Raw genomic sequence first — 14,812 nt, forward strand, 5'->3', positions numbered from 1 at the left:
CTTTCGAGCCGAACCGCTATTCCAGCGAACAACTGGAGAAGGCCTATGATCAGCTCAGTCCGATTGATGCCCGAAGCACGAGGCGCGCATCGGATGCAAGGCCAGCAACGGCGAAAGCGATGAAGCGAGGGAAACGATGAGCAACGTTGCCATGGTCGCGCTTTACGCGCGCGTGTCATCCGAGCAGCAAAGCAAACGCGGCACGATAGACAGCCAGATCGCTGCATTGAAAGAACGAATTCAGGCCGACGGGGCGCAGATTGTGGAGGACATGTGCTTCGTCGATGCCGGGGTGAGCGGTGCAACGCTGGTCAGGCCGCAATTGGAGCGCCTGCGCGACGCCGCCGCGCTCGGGACGGTCGATCGGCTGTACATCCTCGCGCCAGACCGCCTGGCGCGCAAATATGCGCACCAGGCCCTGTTGATGGAGGAATTCTCCTCGTGCGGCGTACAGGTCGTGTTTCTCAATCATGCAATTGGCACGACGCCGGAAGAATCACTGCTGCTGCAGATGCAGGGCATGATAGCGGAGTACGAGCGGGCAAAAATCGCAGAGCGTCACCGCCGCGGCAAGCTTCACGGCGCGAAACGCGGTACCGTCAACGTGCTATCAGGGGCGCCTTACGGCTACCGCTATATCCGAAGACAGCTCGACGGGACGCCAGCCCGGTACGTCATCGAACTGCCGCAAGCCGCCACGGTGAAAGCGATCTTCGAGTGGGTCGGGCTGGAGCGCCTGAGCCTCGGAGAAGTGATACGTCGGCTTGGCGAGGCCGGTACCGTGACGGCATCGGGCAAGCCGTACTGGGACCGCAGCGTGGTATGGGGCATCTTGCGTAATCCGGCGTACATGGGGCGGGCTGCGTTTGGCAAAACGCAGGCGTGCGATCATCAGGTGCGCGTGCGTGCCCAGCGTCACAGCGCCTGCGTGCCCAGGAAACCGTATTCAGCGAAACGCGCGGACCGGCAGCAGTGGATCGAAATTCCGGTGCCAGCAATCGTCAGCGAAGCACTGTTCGAAATCGTTCAGGAGCAGCTTGCCGAGAACCGCAAGCTGGCACGCCAGCGCCGGGATAATGCGCCGCTTCGCCTGCTGCAGGGGCTCACTGTTTGTGGGCAGTGCCGTTACGCCTACTACGCGAAGAAAGTGAGCAAGTCGGCGGCCAAGGGACATCATCGAGACTATGCCTATTACCGCTGCGTTGGAACCGACGCCTACCGGTTCGGCGGCGAACGTATCTGCGACAACCTGCAGGTACGGACAGACAAGCTCGATGAGCTGGTATGGCATCAGGTTGTGGAATTGCTCAGGCATCCCGATCGACTGAAAGAAGAGTATGAACGTCGACTCGACGTGATGGAGCGTAGCGAAAAGCGCGGCTTCGATACCGGCAGTCTGGAAAAGCAGCGGCTTCAGCTCCAAAAGAGCAAATCGCGACTGATCGACGGCTACTCCGACGGTATCATCGACAAGGCTGACTTCGAGCCAAGGATGCAGCAGTTGAAGAGTCGGCTCGCACAGATTGAACAGCAGATCCAGGAATCACGGCGCCACGGCGCGATGCAAAGCGAGCTGTTTCTCGTCATTAACCGGCTTGAGGAGTTTGCAGCCGCCGTCACTGAAAAGCTGGATGCGATTGATCTTGAAACGAAACGCAAGATCGTTCTGGGCCTGGTCAAGCGCGTAGAAATCCACAAGGACGAGATCGTCGTCGTGTTCCGTGTCGATCCGCAACCGCCGGTTCGCGGCAGCGAAAATTCGACCGACTCAGACGCGGGAGAGAAAAGTATGCAACATTGTAGGCGGCGTAATTTCGCCATTGCTCAGTAACGTCTACCTCACTGAGGTGGACCGGATGCTGGAGCGGGCGAAAGAATCCACGCGTAACGGGAAGTATACCTACGTCGAGTATGCCCGCTTCGCTGATGATCTCGTCGTGCTGATCGATGCACACCCACGCCATGACTGGCTGCTGGGGGCGGTAAGCAGGCGACTACGGGAGGAGTTTGACAGGCTACAGGTCGAGGTGAACGAGGAGAAGAGTCGCACCGTGGATCTGAGATGCAAGGAGAGCTTCGGCTTTCTGGGGTTTGACTTCCGTCAACTCCGCAGCTTCGGGACACGGGCGTGGCGAGCGCACTACACGCCAAAGCTGAAGAAGCGTACGGCGTTACTGCACAGGCTCAAGGAGGTGTTCCGGCGATACCAGTCACAGCCGGTCAATCGGGTAGTCCAACTGATTAATCCGGTGCTGCGGGGCTGGGTGCATTACTTCGCTATCGGGGACTCTAACGAGTGCTTCAACTTCATCAGGGACTGGGTGGAAAAGAAGATCCGGCGCCATATGGGGCGATCCCGGAACCGACGGGGCTTCGGCTGGAAACGGTGGAGTAGGCGTTGGCTGTATGAGGAACTGGGGCTGTTCAATGGCTACCGGGTCCGCCGTACCGTCGCACCGAAAGCGCGCCCGGCATGATAGGTCCCATAAACCTTGACGTGAAGCAGAAAAGAGAGCGTAGTGCGGGAAAACCGCAAGCTGCGTTCGACGTGGCGGGAGCTGGAAACGTGACTATGGCAGCCGGAATGAGGGCCACCGCGAAAGCGATGGAGAGACCACCGGAGCCTACCGTGCGCGCGCCAGTTCTCGACCCTACCTGCGAGAGACTCGGGGCGCAATTCCCCGGGTCTACTCACCCGTATATCAAGCTCAAGGGACAGTGGAAGTACTTGTACCGGGCCGTGGACAAAGCGGGAGACACGATCGATTTCCTGCTGTGCGCCCACCGTGACAAGGCTGCCGCAAAGCGCTACTTTGAAAAGTCGATTGAGTGGAACGGCGAACCCGAGGTGGTGACGATCGACAGGAGTGGGGCGAATCTCGCTGCGCTTGGGGCTATCAACGCCGGGCGCGAGACGCCGATCAGGATCCGTCAGTCGAAGTATCTGAATAACATCATCGAACAGGATCACCGCGCGATCAAGCGCCGGACCCGCCAGATGCTCGGGTTCAAGAAATTTCGTTGCGCCCGCATTCTCCTGGGGGGCATCGAAGTCATGCACATGATCGTCAAGGGCCAATTGAACGATGGCGGCGTTGGCCAAACTCCCGCACAGCAGTTCTATTCGCTGGCTGGATAAGGAATCCATACCAATCGGTCTTGCCCGACCTCTCGCTCTTACTGCGACAGAACCCGGTGGAATCGAGGGGCCTGCTCATGGCCGAACTGAGCCAGCCAGACTTCGTCTGCCGGATCAAGCCCACAACTTTAAAAGAGGTCACTACCACTCTGCCGCTCGAAGGCCCGCTCCATGATCAAATGTTATCTTCGAGATGGCGCCACGAAAGGTCGACGGTTCGGTGAATCTCGATGCTGCGCCTCGCATAAACGCATCGATTTGCATAGCTGATCTCCAGCGGCGTGCTGATCGGCGGACGCACGCCCGTGCTATCTGTATGTCCTCACATCAGCGATGTAGTCAGAAGGGCTTGTACCATTCCTTGCATGTCGAGAATCCGTCATTCCAGCCCTGCGCGTACATCGAGTCTTGCGCGAAGCGGGTCGGGTCTTTGGTCGCCTGGACGTACGGGTTGCCTGCTGCGCTCAGTCCACTACGGCATCCATCAGCGTGCCCGTCGATGTAGGCGGGCGGCTCGCCTTCCCTCTGGAACTGCGCGGTGTAGCTGTCCGGCATCGTCTGGCACGCTGTCACGAGCAGCGACGACAGCACGAGTGCAATGCGGCATCGGGCTTTCATTTTTCGCAAACCTCCGCAACTCATCAATAAGCCCACGCGATATGTCCTCGCACATAATCGAGCGGCATCGTGGGACTGGCGTCGTCGCCGTCCACTGTCTTTCCGACCCACAGCGCACGACCGGCGACCGTTTGATTCGGCCACAGTCGACAGTGAAAGAACGCCTGCGGGTCCTTCTGGTAGCCGTCCTCGTCCAGATACATGACGTCCGGGCCCGCATCATGCAGACGCACAGCCTGGATATAGTCGCAGTGCATGAAGGAACGGATTTCCCGCAGGACAGTGGGGGCGTCGACTGCGGTGCGCTCTACCGCTTCCACGGTGCGCGTCCAGGGATCGATCAGGTAGGCGGTCCTGGTCATGGCTGGACGTACTCGCGCGATGCGTCGCCATCAGGTCGACGGCGACCCGGACTGCGGATGCCGGAGCCAGCCCTGCGGCTCGCTCGAGCCGTCCCACGCATCGAGCGCGGTGCGCGCCGCCTCTAATGAGTGAAAGTAGAACGTGTCGGTGCGCCCGCACGGACGAACGCCCGTCACGAGTGCCCACTCCCACGTGTTGATCTCCATCAGCGCGACCACGCGGCCATCGGGCAGATAGCGTAAGGGCCGCGAGTAGCCCATGCGCGCGAGCGCGGCATCATCGGGCTCGCCCTTGAAGGCGGGCGTGAGGAATCGCCGGAGTATTTCTAATGGCAACTGCATACTAGATGCCCTCCGGGTAGCGCGACGACAGGAGCCCGAGCGTGATCGCCTCGTCGCACGTACGCATGTTCAGCGACCGGAAGCCGAGGAAGCGGCAGTCCTCGCCCAGCACTACCTCGTCCCAAATGCCATGTGCATCGGAATAGATCATCCGGTCGCCATAGTCGAGCCAGCCGGCCCGGATCAGGTCGTCGATCACGCCTTCGATGTTGTTCGTGACACTCCGGCCGAGATTGAGATCCGTCACGCACACGAAGCGCACGGGCACACTGCCCGAGCGCACCATCCTCCACTTGACTTTGTAAACAGAGCGCATGGTATCGTTCTCTCCCTCGTTAACGGAATACAAAGGCTTGTCCGGCGAAAGGCAACAGTGTAACCGCGCCGCACTCTGACGCGCTGATGCGGGTCGCATCAACCCTTACCTCCGCCCGCCCTCGAGTCTGCCATCGGGAAAATTCCCGGGATTCCGCACGTTCGCGCACTATTTATTTTGCGTTTGCCACGTAGCCCCCTAACGATCTGCTGCTCGGACGGGCGCGTAAGCTTCTCTTGGGCTTCAGCGAGCGCCTTGTCGATCTCCGCGCAAATATCGAGGTACGCCTCGTGCCGGTTCTGTCGCAGTAAGAGCGAGAGGTCGGGCAAGACCGATTGGTATGGATTCCTTATCCAGCCAGCGAATAGAACTGCTGTGCGGGAGTTTGGCGAACGCCGCCATCGTTCAATTGGCCCTTGACGATCATGTGCATGACTTCGATGCCCCCCAGGAGAATGCGGGCGCAACGAAATTTCTTGAACCCGAGCATCTGGCGGGTCCGGCGCTTGATCGCGCGGTGATCCTGTTCGATGATGTTATTCAGATACTTCGACTGACGGATCCTGATCGGCGTCTCGCGCCCGGCGTTGATAGCCCCAAGCGCAGCGAGATTCGCCCCACTCCTGTCGATCGTCACCACCTCGGGTTCGCCGTTCCACTCAATCGACTTTTCAAAGTAGCGCTTTGCGGCAGCCTTGTCACGGTGGGCGCACAGCAGGAAATCGATCGTGTCTCCCGCTTTGTCCACGGCCCGGTACAAGTACTTCCACTGTCCCTTGACCTTGATATACGTCTCGTCCACGCGCCATCTCCTGCCGACTGCGCGCTTGCGACGTCGAAATGCCTTTTCCAGAACGGACAGCAACTTGATCGCCCACCGGTGCACGGTTGAATGGTCGACATCGATGCCGCGTTCAGTCACCATCTCTATATGAACGCGTCCCTTTGCGCCAGTTCTCGCTTGTTGTGACAGACAGGATGGGCTGCTGCTCTATGTCCGGGCTTGTTGCAGCCCAATAGGCTACGGCCCCCTATGAAATCCGCTGGCCCGCGCCTCATTCTTCAAACGAGCCCGAAGCTCTAGCAGGCTGTTGAAAAGCGCCTCGTCATGAAGACCGAAGCAATGTTCAGGAGTGTTGCGCGTGCAATTTCCCGCTGAAATCCGGATGCGCCGGCCAGTTCGTGCAGGCAATTCGCCTGCGCGGCGATGCCACGCCCCTCAGGCCACGCGCCCTGGCGGCTCATTGCACCGCTCCCGTAAACACCGCGTCCATTATTCGCGCCATGCGTGTGAGGTTGCTCGCCGCCACCATCGTCAGCTTGAAGTGCTGGTCGACCCGCTTGATGCCGCGATACACCGTCTGCCGGATCCGGCCGACCGTCTTGCCCCAGCCGAAATGCTCCTCAATACGCTTGCGGATGACCTGGCTCATTTGGTATCCCGCGTGCCGCGATGTACGGTCATCGATCGCGCTGCCACCTGGGCGGGCGTCATTGCGTGCGACATGCGGGGTCACGTTTCGCGCCCGGCAATCGTGTACGAAGTCATGTGTGTCGTACGCCTTGTCGGCACCGACTGTCTTGGCGTGAGTGCCCGGCACGCAGTCAAGCAGTCGCAGCGCATTGGCACGCTCGGCAAATCCATCTGCATGGCTTACCACGGCACCGACCACCAGCCCCGAGCGGTTCTCCATCAGGATGTGCCCCTGGTAACAGAGGATGGCCGGACTCTGCCTGCTCTTCTTGTACAGGCGCGAATCCGCATCAGTGCTCGACTCATGCGTCTCATTGCTGCGCCGCTCGCCCTTCCAGTCGGCCTCGGCGTTGCGCCCGCCACCTGGCGGCAGATCGTCCGATCCGTCCTTGCGGCGAAAACTCTTGTGACCTCGCCCATGCCTGGATCAGCGTGCCGTCCACCGAGAAGTGCTCCCGGGACAGCAGGCCCTGCTTGTCCGCCAGAGCCATGACTTCAGCAAAGAACGATTCCACGACTTCGTGCTCGATCAGTCGGTCGCGGTTCTTCGAGGAGACGGAGTGGTTCCACACCACGTCCTCCATTGCCAGTCCGACAAACCAGCGGAACAGCAGGTTGTACTGCATCTGCTCCATCAGCATGCGCTCGCTGCGCACCGAGTAGAACACCTGCAACAGCAACGCACGCACCAGCTTCTCCGGTGCGATCGAGGCCCGACCGCTATCCGCATAGATGACGCTGAACAGCCCGTTAAGACGCTTCAACGCCTGATTTACCAGCAGCCGGATGGGGCGCAACGGATGACCGGCCGGAACGAAGTCCTCCAGCTTGACCGTCGTGAACAGGGCTTCCTGCATCTCATCCATTCCACGCATCGAATTCTCTGCCAAAGGATCATGAACACGATATCCATAACGCTTGGCCCCGGAACCCCGTTTACACGGGAGCAAAATTCAACAGCCTGCTAGAGATGATTCAGGCTTGGCGGGCCCCGGTCCTACCTGGCTTGTCATCACACTCGACTACTGCGCAACTGAACCGCCCCGGGTTTTCCGGAGACTCCACTTCTTGAGAAAATGGAGCTATGGAAAACACGAAGAAGAAATCCCCAAGATACTCGCCGGAAGTGCGTGAGCGGGCTGTGCGAATGGTGCTGGAACATCAAGGCGACCGGGAATCGCAATGGAAAGTGATCGCGTCGATTGCGGCGAAGTTTGGCTGCTCGGGCGAGACGCTGCGTAGCTGGGTGCGCAAGGAGGAGCGGGATCGGGGTTTGCGCCCGGGCACGAGTACGCAGGAGCAGGATCGGCTCAAGGAACTGGAGCGGGAAGTACGTGAGCTTCGGCAGGTCAATGAAATCCTGCGCAAGGCGTCAGCGTATTTCGCACAGGCGGAGCTCGACCGCCGACCGAAGTGATGATCACGTTCATCGATGATCACCGGCACGTCTACGGGGTCGAGCCGATCTGCAGGGTGCTGCCAATCGCACCGTCGACGTACTACACCCATGTGGCTCGCCGCGCCAATCCTGACCTGGTGCCGCCGCGGGCCCAGCGTGACAGGATGCTCAAGGATGAGATCCGGCGCGCGTGGGAAGAAAACTTCCAGGTCTATGGCGCAGACAAGGTCTGGACGCAATTGAAGCGCGAAGGCATTGTCGTGGCGCGCTGCACGGTCGAGCGGCTGATGAAGCAGATGGGCCTGCGCGGCGTGGTGCGGGGCAAGACGGTACGTACGACAGTGAGCGATGGTTCGACGCCGTGCCCGAAGGATCTGGTGAAGCGGCAATTCACGGCCGAACGGCCCAATGCGCTGTGGGTTTCAGATTTTACCTATGTATCGAGCTGGCAGGGCTTCGTCTATGTCGCGTTCATCATCGACGTGTTCGCCCGACGCATTGTCGGCTGGCGCGTGTCGAGCTCGGCGCGCACGGACTTCGTTCTGGACGCACTGGAGCAGGCCTTGTACGAACGACAGCCGGCGCAGCAGGACGGGCTGATCCATCACAGCGACCGCGGCGTGCAATACGTATCGATCCGCTATACGGATCGGCTGGTCGAGGCGGGCATCGAGCCGTCGGTGGGCAGCGTGGGCGACTCCTACGATAACGCACTGGCTGAAACGATCAACGGCTTGTACAAGGCAGAGGTCATCCATCGCCTCGGACCGTGGCGCAATCTGCAGGCCGTTGAAATGGCGACGCTCGAATGGGTGGACTGGTTCAACAATCGTCGGCTCTTCGGCCCCATCGGCAACATTCCACCCGCGCAGGCCGAAGCCGCTTATTATGCAAATCTCGCTGGGTCTGCCGCCGTGGCATGACTCAAGCAAAATAGTCTCCGGGAAACCCGGGGCGGTTCAAACTTTGTCGCCCTGCTTGAGCCGACCAAACGCTTTCTTCAGCATCGTGCCTACCATGTCAAACAAAGGACGCCGGGCCATCTGGTACGCAATGATCTCGCCGTTATACAGGTCAAGCACTGGGGAGAGATAGAGCTTCTCTCCCCGAACGTTGAATTCGGTCACGTCTGTGACCCACTTCTGGTTAGGCAAATGCGCGTCAAACTGACGTTCAAGGATATTGGGCGCGATCTTGCCAACCTCGCCCTTATAGGCGCGGTATTTCTTGATCCGTACGCAGGACTTCAGACGCAGATCACCCATGAGACGCTGGATCGTTTTGTGGTTGACGGTCTGGCCCTCTTGTCGGATCGCAGCGGTGATTCGCCGGTAGCCGTATCGCCCTTTATGTCTGTCGAAGATAGCCTTGATCCGGGCCTTAAGGTCAGCATATTTGTCGACTAGCTGCAGCGCCTTCTGTTGATAATAGAAAGTGCTGCGCGCCAAGCCTGCCAGCTTGAGCAGACCGGCAAGAGGGTATTGGTGCCTTAGCTCGATCACGATTTGCGCTTTTTGCGCTGCGCTTGCGGCGCGGTCGTTTGAACCAAGGCATTGAGCTTTTTTAGATAGGCATTCTCCATGCGGAGGTTGTCCAGTTCCTTCATTAATTCGTCGCGAGTGCGCCCAGCGTCGCCCTTTGATGATCTCGGAGATTCTGTGGTCTGATGCTTTGTCATCTTCTTGCGGCGTAAGGAAGCGTGCGGAGACAAGGCCTCCAGTCCGCCTTGATCGTAGTTGCGCTCCCACGTAGCGATAATATTGAAGTTGCGAATATCAAACAGCGCGGCCGTTTGCCGATAGGAGAGGCTCTCGTCACGCATGCGTCGCAACACCGACAGCTTGAATTTTAAGCTATAGGTGGCCCGCGCCTTTTCCCTTACGCCAGCAGCACCATGCGAACGATAACCTGCCACCCATTTGCGTAGCGACGTAACATCCACATCATGGCGGCGAGCAACGACTTTGAGCCCCGCCGTTCCCGAACAATAATCCTTGACGACCGCGAGCTTGGTCTCTTCCGAATACTTGCCCACAAGACTCCCTGCAGAAGTGTCCAACTTCTCGGGGTCAGTTCAAATAGGTGGACGCCTATGCTCCTCGCTCCTGGCGATCACTGCCAGACGCTAAAGATGGACCGCTTGCGGTTGACCGAGCTCGGTGGCTGCTGATCTGGCCGCGGGCATCGGCCGCTGGGATTCCAGCCTTCCGACAGAGCATTGGAATCAGATGTCGGTTCAGATAATCATGCGGAATTCTCTTCGCACGATATGAGAACAGGAAGGCCACCTGTTCGCCGGTCTTGATGTCGAGTGCAAATGGCTGGACGGGACGCACTCTGGTGGTGCCGGTCCTATGAGTGATTTCACCGAACGGGGCGTGGCAAATGCGCGCGACGGGTCGAAGCGGCGCGGTATCCATTCCCATTCCTGAGCATCGACAAAGAAGCATCTTATCGAACCAAGCAAGGCCGTTTTGGTGCGGGCACTGATGGGTTTGCCAAACTTGTCGCCCAGACCTGCGGTTTTCCACACGTAGTCTCCGACTCGCATGCGGTCCACCGCGCCGACATATTCTGCTGCCAGCTCCCGGGTCCACTGATCGGCACGGGTGGTTTCGGGATGTCGGTCTTTCATCCAACGCCCCGCCTTCAGAATCATGCTTCGAAACTGGCGGCGACTACGTGCAGTCAGGGTACTGGTCGCGTCCCATTGCTCTGCCATCGCAACCCATTCGGAGGCGATATTCGCTATCCCCGCTGCATGGATGAATTCCCTGTCGACCGTATCACGCACTTTGGGTTCATCCACAGCCAATCCCGATGCCGTCAGGACACGCGTCAGTTGGAAGTACAGCGCGCTGCGGGCGACCGAGTCGCACCAGCGGTTGCGAGCTCCCTTGACAACCTCCGCCGTCAGGGATTCAAGTTCCGGCCGTCCATTCATGAGCAGAAGCTCTGCAACCATGCTCATGAGTTGTTGGTTGTGGCCTCGATAACCCCATGTTTCCGCAGTGTCGGTCACGCGCTTCAACGTGGCAGCAACTTGGTCCTTGCCGAACACCAATTCCGCCAGGGCTAGCCGTTTCAGCTCCTTGAAACAGGAGGTGTCATTGATGCACTGAAGTAGATACGCGACGGCGATCAATACCTCTCGCTCACCGCCACTTGCTATGCTGTTGGTCGAAACAAGCGAGCGTTGGCTCGTCCCTATCACCTCGCGCCATGCAGTGCTGTCCCATCCCCAGAATGTGCGATCTTGTCGCGCACAGTGATCAAGCAGGATCAGCCTGACACGATCGCCACATCCGCATTTGCCGTCGACCATGGCAAGCGCGTCATTGATCGGCGTCACTAACCGCTGGAGCCCTGCCAGGTGACCAGGCGCCGCCATTGCATTGCGCGTGGTTCCCATCGTCTCTGAAAGCTCTCGTGCCAACGTTCGTTGCTCTGCAACCGTGAGGCTGATGCTGCGGTCGTAGTCCTCGATTCGCAAAGGCCAGACCCACCGACACGCGTCGGAGCCTGGCGGCTGCAAGGATTGGAGACGGGGAGCTTTCATGACCGTTACTGCTTCTCCGCAATACCCGCCAGCGCTTCGATACGCCACGTATGAATCTGACGCATTGTCTTTGCGAATCGATCCGCCAGATCCTGGCCGGAAAGATGGATGTATTGCCGCGTCGTCTCCAGACTCTGATGGCCGGCAAATCGAGCGATGTCGTGGAGTTGCCAGCCCGACCGTACAAGGTCGGTCAGACAAAGATGTCGAAGCGTATGAGTCGAAAACGCCGGAACGTCGGCGCGGAGGGCGATGGACCGGACGACCTTGGACCACGTCCACAACGTGATTGCTGCTCCATGATTGCGGGGTGATTCAGACAGGAATACGGCGTGCCGGGGGAGTGTCTGAATTTTTGTGTGCAAGGCGTCTGAACATTTCAGGCGTGGCAGGCGATCAATTTCATTCTAGCTGTTGGGTCGTGTGAAGCGATCCTCGTAGATGATCGCGAACTGCCGCATGGCGGCCTTCCAGTCGTGGGCCGCACGGTGCCAGTCGCTGGTGATTTTGCGCAGCGCAAGCCAGAGCAGTTTGGTCGCCGCTTCATCGGACGGGAAGTGTCCGCGCGTCTTTATGATCTTGCGCAGCTGTGCATTCACGCTCTCCAGCGAATTGGTAACCGGCATGATATAGCCGGTGCCTCGCGTTCCCGCGCCCAGCGGTTTGAGCGTATGGTGTGACCATCCGGGACAGGGGCACTGGGGAGCACTTCGGGTGGGCAGGCCGTTGTTACATGATGAGCCGCGAGCTCGTGTTAGTAGTTGGCCGCCCCTGCGACCCGCCCGGTTGCGCTGTGAGCGCGAATCCGTAGTTGTCGTGCTGCCCCACCGGCTCCCAACAGTGATCTGATACGGGAGACGGTTATGCGAATCGTGGGATTTGATGTTTCGCGCTCCGTGGCCGAGATCGCGTACCTGGAGAATGGCCTGATGCATGCCGGCGGCCGTACCGGGTTGCGACGCGACCAGCTGGAACGCTTTGCCGAGAACCTACGTGCCACCGATCACGTGGTGCTCGAGGCAACCGGCAACACTGCCGCCATCGTCAACGTGCTCCGCCGTCACGTCGCGCGTGTGGCGATTGCGAATCCGCTGCAAGTCCGGCTGATCGCCGAAGCCCGCGTCAAAACGGACAAGATCGATGCGGCCGTGCTGGCACAACTGTATGCAAGCGGCTTTCTGCCGGAAGTCTGGATGCCAGACGAGCGCACGCTGGCGTTGCGTCGGCAGATCTCGCGCCGTTCGCAGCTGGTGCGGCAACGCACGCGGCTGAAGAACGAGGTTCACGCCGTGCTGGCGGCGCATCTGATCGAGCGGTGTCCTGCCACCGATCTGTTTGGCAGGAAGGGGCGTGCATGGCTCAGCGTTCAACCGCTGCCGCTGGATGAACGCCTGGGCATCGAGCAGCGACTGCGCGAACTGGACCGCCTCGGCGAAGATCTGCGTGAGGTGGAGCAGGCACTCGCGCAAGCGACCATCGACGACGCGCGACTACGCGTGATGCTGACGATTACCGGCGTCAATACCACGGTGGCGATCGGGCTGCTATCGGCCATCGGCGACATCGAGCGGTTTCCGAATCCGGAGAAGCTGGTGAGCTACTTCGGGCTCAATCCGTCGGTCTATCAATCCGGCCCAACACCGGCCAGGCACGGCCACATCACCAAGCGCGGCCGCTCTTACGCACGGGCGATGCTGGTCGAGGCTGCCTGGGGCGCCACGCAGGCGCCCGGGCCACTGCGCGCCTTCTTCCTGCGCGTGCGCGATCGCCGCGGCCAACAAATTGCCGTCGTAGCGACCGCTCGCAAGCTCGCCGTGATCGTCTGGTATGTGATGACACGTGGCGAACCGTTCGCGTGGGATCGTCCCGCGTTAACCGCGCACAAGCTGCGCGCGCTGGAACTGCAGGCTGGAATGCCGGCGCAGCATGGCTCGCGCAAAGGTTCGGCTGCCGCCTACAGTCTGAAGAGCGTCCGCCAGCAGGAGCGAGCCATGGCCGAGCAGTCCGAGCGAACCTATCAGAGACTGTTTAACCGATGGAAGCAGTCGCGCCCCAAATCAGACAGCGCGCCGATACGGTGGCCGGAAGCGCGGACATAGCGAACGAGCGAAGTACGGCGTGAGGGCTTGTGTATTTCATCCGTGGTGTAGATGACCTTGCGCACCTCAGGCGGAAACGCGAAGAACGGAATCACGCGAACCCATGCGCGGCGCCAGGCTGCCATGACCGTCGGGAACCTGCTTGCCCACGGGCCCCGTTCCAGGGCAAGCAACTCCGCCTCGGCTGCAGCAGCACTGGCCGCCGTGTAGATTGGACGCAGGGCTGCGGCCAGCTCCCGACGCTCCTTCCAGCCGGCATAGTCGAGCGAATTGCGGATGAGGTGCACGATACAGGTCTGCAGCGTGGTCGCCGGGAAGACCGCTTCAAGCGCGTCGGACATGCCCTTCAGTCCGTCGGTGACGGCAATCAGGATGTCCTGCACGCCGCGTGTCTTCAGATCGCTGAAGACCTTCATCCAGAACTTCGCGCCCTCGGTGTTCTCGATCCACAGTCCGAGAATGTCACGCGTGCCGTCGGGCAGGATCCCCAGCGCCAGATAGATCGCCTTGTTGCGCACCATCCCTTCGTCGCGGATCTTCACACGCAGCGCGTCGAAGAACACCACCGGATACATTGGCTCGAGCGGACGGCCCTGCCAGGCTGTGATCTCCTCAGTCACCGCATCGGTGACACAGCTGATGAACTCCGGCGATACTTCGGTGCCGTACTGTTCGGCCAGAAAGCCCTGTATCTCACGCACGGTCATGCCTCGCGCGTACATCGCAATGATCTTGTCGTCGAAGCCGGTAAAGCGGCGTTCGTGCCGTGGTATCAGGATCGGTTCGAAGCTGCCGTCACGGTCGCGCGGAATGTCTACCCGCAACGGGCCGTCCTCCGTCAACAGGGTCTTGCCGCTCCTGCCGTTGCGCTGGTTGGTCGACTCCGGCGGGCGTTGGCCTCCGCTCGGATAGCCCAGGTGATGTTTTAGCTCGGCGCCCAGCGCACGCTCGATCAGCGCCTTCTTGAACGCCATCGAGGCTGCCTGCACCGCTTCCGCCGTCATCGGACCCTTCACGAACTCATCGATGAGCTCCTCTGGAATCGCGGGCAGCTCAGGCGGGGGCGCAGACCCTGCTTTTGGTTTGCTTGGCATACATGCTCCTTTGGGTACATGTTATGCCTTGAACACAAAATTTCTGACAGGCTCATGGTAACGGAGTTGACGTCTGCTCAGGCTCCTCCAGCGACCAGTCAGCCTCCATGTCCACTGCATCCAACACCTTGGCCAGGTCACCCATCGCCAACTCGAGACCCTTCATCGTGGCCTCGTGAGACAGACAATCTTGCCCCTTCGACGTTTCGATCATCAGAAACTTGAAGAGCGTGTCGCCGCACCGATCCAGCGCACCCCGAAAGACCTCGAGGCTCGGACGTCCCACAACGTACGCAAACTCACCATCGGCATACTTCTGACAATCGTCACCTCCGACGGTGTCAGTTCAAGCTTTGACGCGGGCACGTCCTGAGCGGCTTGCTCAGCCTTGCGTGCCGCCAAATAGGAGC

At 60.0% G+C, this 14,812-nt stretch carries 12 protein-coding genes, 6 pseudogenes and 1 other annotated feature; of the genes and pseudogenes, 5 read left to right on the top strand and 13 right to left on the bottom strand.

The annotated features are described in order from the left end of the window. Window positions 1-136 precede the first annotated feature (136 nt). From QFZ94_RS42215 to QFZ94_RS42225, 3 genes and pseudogenes are all read left to right on the top strand, one after another. The gene (locus QFZ94_RS42215) at window positions 137-1,831 is read left to right on the top strand and encodes a recombinase family protein (RefSeq protein WP_429463977.1); all 1,695 of its coding nucleotides are present in this window, start codon (window positions 137-139) and stop codon (window positions 1,829-1,831) included. A 25-nt stretch (window positions 1,832-1,856) separates the two neighbouring features. Then, on the top strand, window positions 1,857-2,477 hold the full coding sequence (locus QFZ94_RS42220; protein WP_429464317.1) for a group II intron maturase-specific domain-containing protein: 621 nt from the start codon (window positions 1,857-1,859) through the stop codon (window positions 2,475-2,477). A gap of 221 nt (window positions 2,478-2,698) precedes the next feature. Next, window positions 2,699-3,139 (top strand): annotated as a pseudogene (locus QFZ94_RS42225) (IS6 family transposase); the annotation flags it as partial. 339 nt (window positions 3,140-3,478) lie between these two features. On the opposite strand, the gene QFZ94_RS42230 reads toward QFZ94_RS42225, so the two are convergent. From QFZ94_RS42230 to QFZ94_RS42260, 7 genes and pseudogenes are all read right to left on the bottom strand, one after another. Beyond that, a complete protein-coding gene (locus QFZ94_RS42230; protein ID WP_018437023.1) occupies window positions 3,479-3,757 on the bottom strand; it encodes a hypothetical protein in 279 nt (92 codons plus the stop codon). A 23-nt stretch (window positions 3,758-3,780) separates the two neighbouring features. Beyond that, window positions 3,781-4,119, bottom strand: coding sequence for a hypothetical protein (locus QFZ94_RS42235; RefSeq protein ID WP_018437024.1), 339 nt, complete (start codon window positions 4,117-4,119; stop codon window positions 3,781-3,783). Between the two features lie 30 nt (window positions 4,120-4,149). Next, the gene (locus tag QFZ94_RS42240; RefSeq protein WP_152854938.1) at window positions 4,150-4,461 is read right to left on the bottom strand and encodes a hypothetical protein; all 312 of its coding nucleotides are present in this window, start codon (window positions 4,459-4,461) and stop codon (window positions 4,150-4,152) included. 1 nt (window position 4,462) lies between these two features. Then, a complete protein-coding gene (locus QFZ94_RS42245) occupies window positions 4,463-4,777 on the bottom strand; it encodes a hypothetical protein (protein WP_152854939.1) in 315 nt (104 codons plus the stop codon). A 349-nt stretch (window positions 4,778-5,126) separates the two neighbouring features. Further along, window positions 5,127-5,705, bottom strand: a pseudogene (locus QFZ94_RS42250) (IS6 family transposase); the annotation flags it as partial. 152 nt (window positions 5,706-5,857) lie between these two features. Continuing rightward, the gene (locus tag QFZ94_RS42255; protein ID WP_429463980.1) at window positions 5,858-6,022 is read right to left on the bottom strand and encodes a hypothetical protein; all 165 of its coding nucleotides are present in this window, start codon (window positions 6,020-6,022) and stop codon (window positions 5,858-5,860) included. Beyond that, window positions 6,019-7,126, bottom strand: a pseudogene (locus QFZ94_RS42260) (IS5 family transposase). Before QFZ94_RS42260 ends, QFZ94_RS42255 begins: the two are co-directional and overlap by 4 nt. Window positions 7,127-7,335: 209 nt before the next feature. Between QFZ94_RS42260 and QFZ94_RS42265 the strand changes: the two are divergent. Further along, window positions 7,336-8,573 (top strand): IS3 family transposase gene (locus QFZ94_RS42265; RefSeq protein WP_429458928.1). Its coding sequence is split into 2 segments (ribosomal slippage): window positions 7,336-7,639 and window positions 7,639-8,573, totalling 1,239 coding nucleotides; the frame shifts between segments, so codons are not numbered across the junction. Next, window positions 7,626-7,742: a sequence feature (AL1L pseudoknot), on the top strand. Its footprint overlaps the gene before it by 117 nt. 57 nt (window positions 8,574-8,630) lie before the next feature. Here the strand turns inward: QFZ94_RS42265 and QFZ94_RS42270 are convergent. From QFZ94_RS42270 to QFZ94_RS42285, 4 genes and pseudogenes are all read right to left on the bottom strand, one after another. Next, window positions 8,631-9,685: pseudogene (locus QFZ94_RS42270) on the bottom strand (IS3 family transposase); the annotation flags it as partial. A 201-nt stretch (window positions 9,686-9,886) separates the two neighbouring features. Next, window positions 9,887-11,209 carry a hypothetical protein gene (locus QFZ94_RS42275; protein ID WP_429463982.1) on the bottom strand — a complete coding sequence of 441 codons (1,323 nt, stop codon included), beginning with the start codon at window positions 11,207-11,209 and terminating at the stop codon, window positions 9,887-9,889. A 5-nt stretch (window positions 11,210-11,214) separates the two neighbouring features. Beyond that, on the bottom strand, window positions 11,215-11,574 hold the full coding sequence (locus QFZ94_RS42280; protein ID WP_429463984.1) for a tyrosine-type recombinase/integrase: 360 nt from the start codon (window positions 11,572-11,574) through the stop codon (window positions 11,215-11,217). Window positions 11,575-11,616: 42 nt separating this feature from the next. Next, window positions 11,617-11,826, bottom strand: a pseudogene (locus tag QFZ94_RS42285) (transposase); the annotation flags it as partial. A gap of 246 nt (window positions 11,827-12,072) precedes the next feature. Between QFZ94_RS42285 and QFZ94_RS42290 the strand changes: the two are divergent. Further along, the gene (locus QFZ94_RS42290) at window positions 12,073-13,308 is read left to right on the top strand and encodes an IS110 family transposase (RefSeq protein WP_429459802.1); all 1,236 of its coding nucleotides are present in this window, start codon (window positions 12,073-12,075) and stop codon (window positions 13,306-13,308) included. On the opposite strand, the pseudogene QFZ94_RS42295 reads toward QFZ94_RS42290, so the two are convergent. Beyond that, window positions 13,287-14,402, bottom strand: a pseudogene (locus QFZ94_RS42295) (IS256 family transposase); the annotation flags it as partial. The gene QFZ94_RS42290 and the pseudogene QFZ94_RS42295 overlap by 22 nt on opposite strands. A 52-nt stretch (window positions 14,403-14,454) precedes the next feature. Beyond that, window positions 14,455-14,616 carry a hypothetical protein gene (locus tag QFZ94_RS42300; RefSeq protein WP_429463986.1) on the bottom strand — a complete coding sequence of 54 codons (162 nt, stop codon included), beginning with the start codon at window positions 14,614-14,616 and terminating at the stop codon, window positions 14,455-14,457. Window positions 14,617-14,812: the final 196 nt, after the last annotated feature.

The organism is Paraburkholderia sp. JPY465, from assembly GCF_050436725.1.
In the GTDB taxonomy this organism is placed as follows: domain Bacteria; phylum Pseudomonadota; class Gammaproteobacteria; order Burkholderiales; family Burkholderiaceae; genus Paraburkholderia; species Paraburkholderia youngii.

Excerpts from the sequence above, each read along its gene's own strand:
- QFZ94_RS42215 (WP_429463977.1), top strand. The coding sequence starts at position 137 with ATGAGCAACGTTGCCATGGTCGCGCTTTACGCGCGCGTGTCATCCGAG.
- QFZ94_RS42220 (WP_429464317.1), top strand. The coding sequence starts at position 1,857 with ATGCTGGAGCGGGCGAAAGAATCCACGCGTAACGGGAAGTATACCTAC.
- QFZ94_RS42230 (WP_018437023.1), bottom strand. The coding sequence starts at position 3,757 with ATGAAAGCCCGATGCCGCATTGCACTCGTGCTGTCGTCGCTGCTCGTG.
- QFZ94_RS42235 (WP_018437024.1), bottom strand. The coding sequence starts at position 4,119 with ATGACCAGGACCGCCTACCTGATCGATCCCTGGACGCGCACCGTGGAA.
- QFZ94_RS42240 (WP_152854938.1), bottom strand. The coding sequence starts at position 4,461 with ATGCAGTTGCCATTAGAAATACTCCGGCGATTCCTCACGCCCGCCTTC.
- QFZ94_RS42245 (WP_152854939.1), bottom strand. The coding sequence starts at position 4,777 with ATGCGCTCTGTTTACAAAGTCAAGTGGAGGATGGTGCGCTCGGGCAGT.
- QFZ94_RS42255 (WP_429463980.1), bottom strand. The coding sequence starts at position 6,022 with ATGAGCCGCCAGGGCGCGTGGCCTGAGGGGCGTGGCATCGCCGCGCAG.
- QFZ94_RS42275 (WP_429463982.1), bottom strand. The coding sequence starts at position 11,209 with ATGAAAGCTCCCCGTCTCCAATCCTTGCAGCCGCCAGGCTCCGACGCG.
- QFZ94_RS42290 (WP_429459802.1), top strand. The coding sequence starts at position 12,073 with ATGCGAATCGTGGGATTTGATGTTTCGCGCTCCGTGGCCGAGATCGCG.
- QFZ94_RS42300 (WP_429463986.1), bottom strand. The coding sequence starts at position 14,616 with ATGATCGAAACGTCGAAGGGGCAAGATTGTCTGTCTCACGAGGCCACG.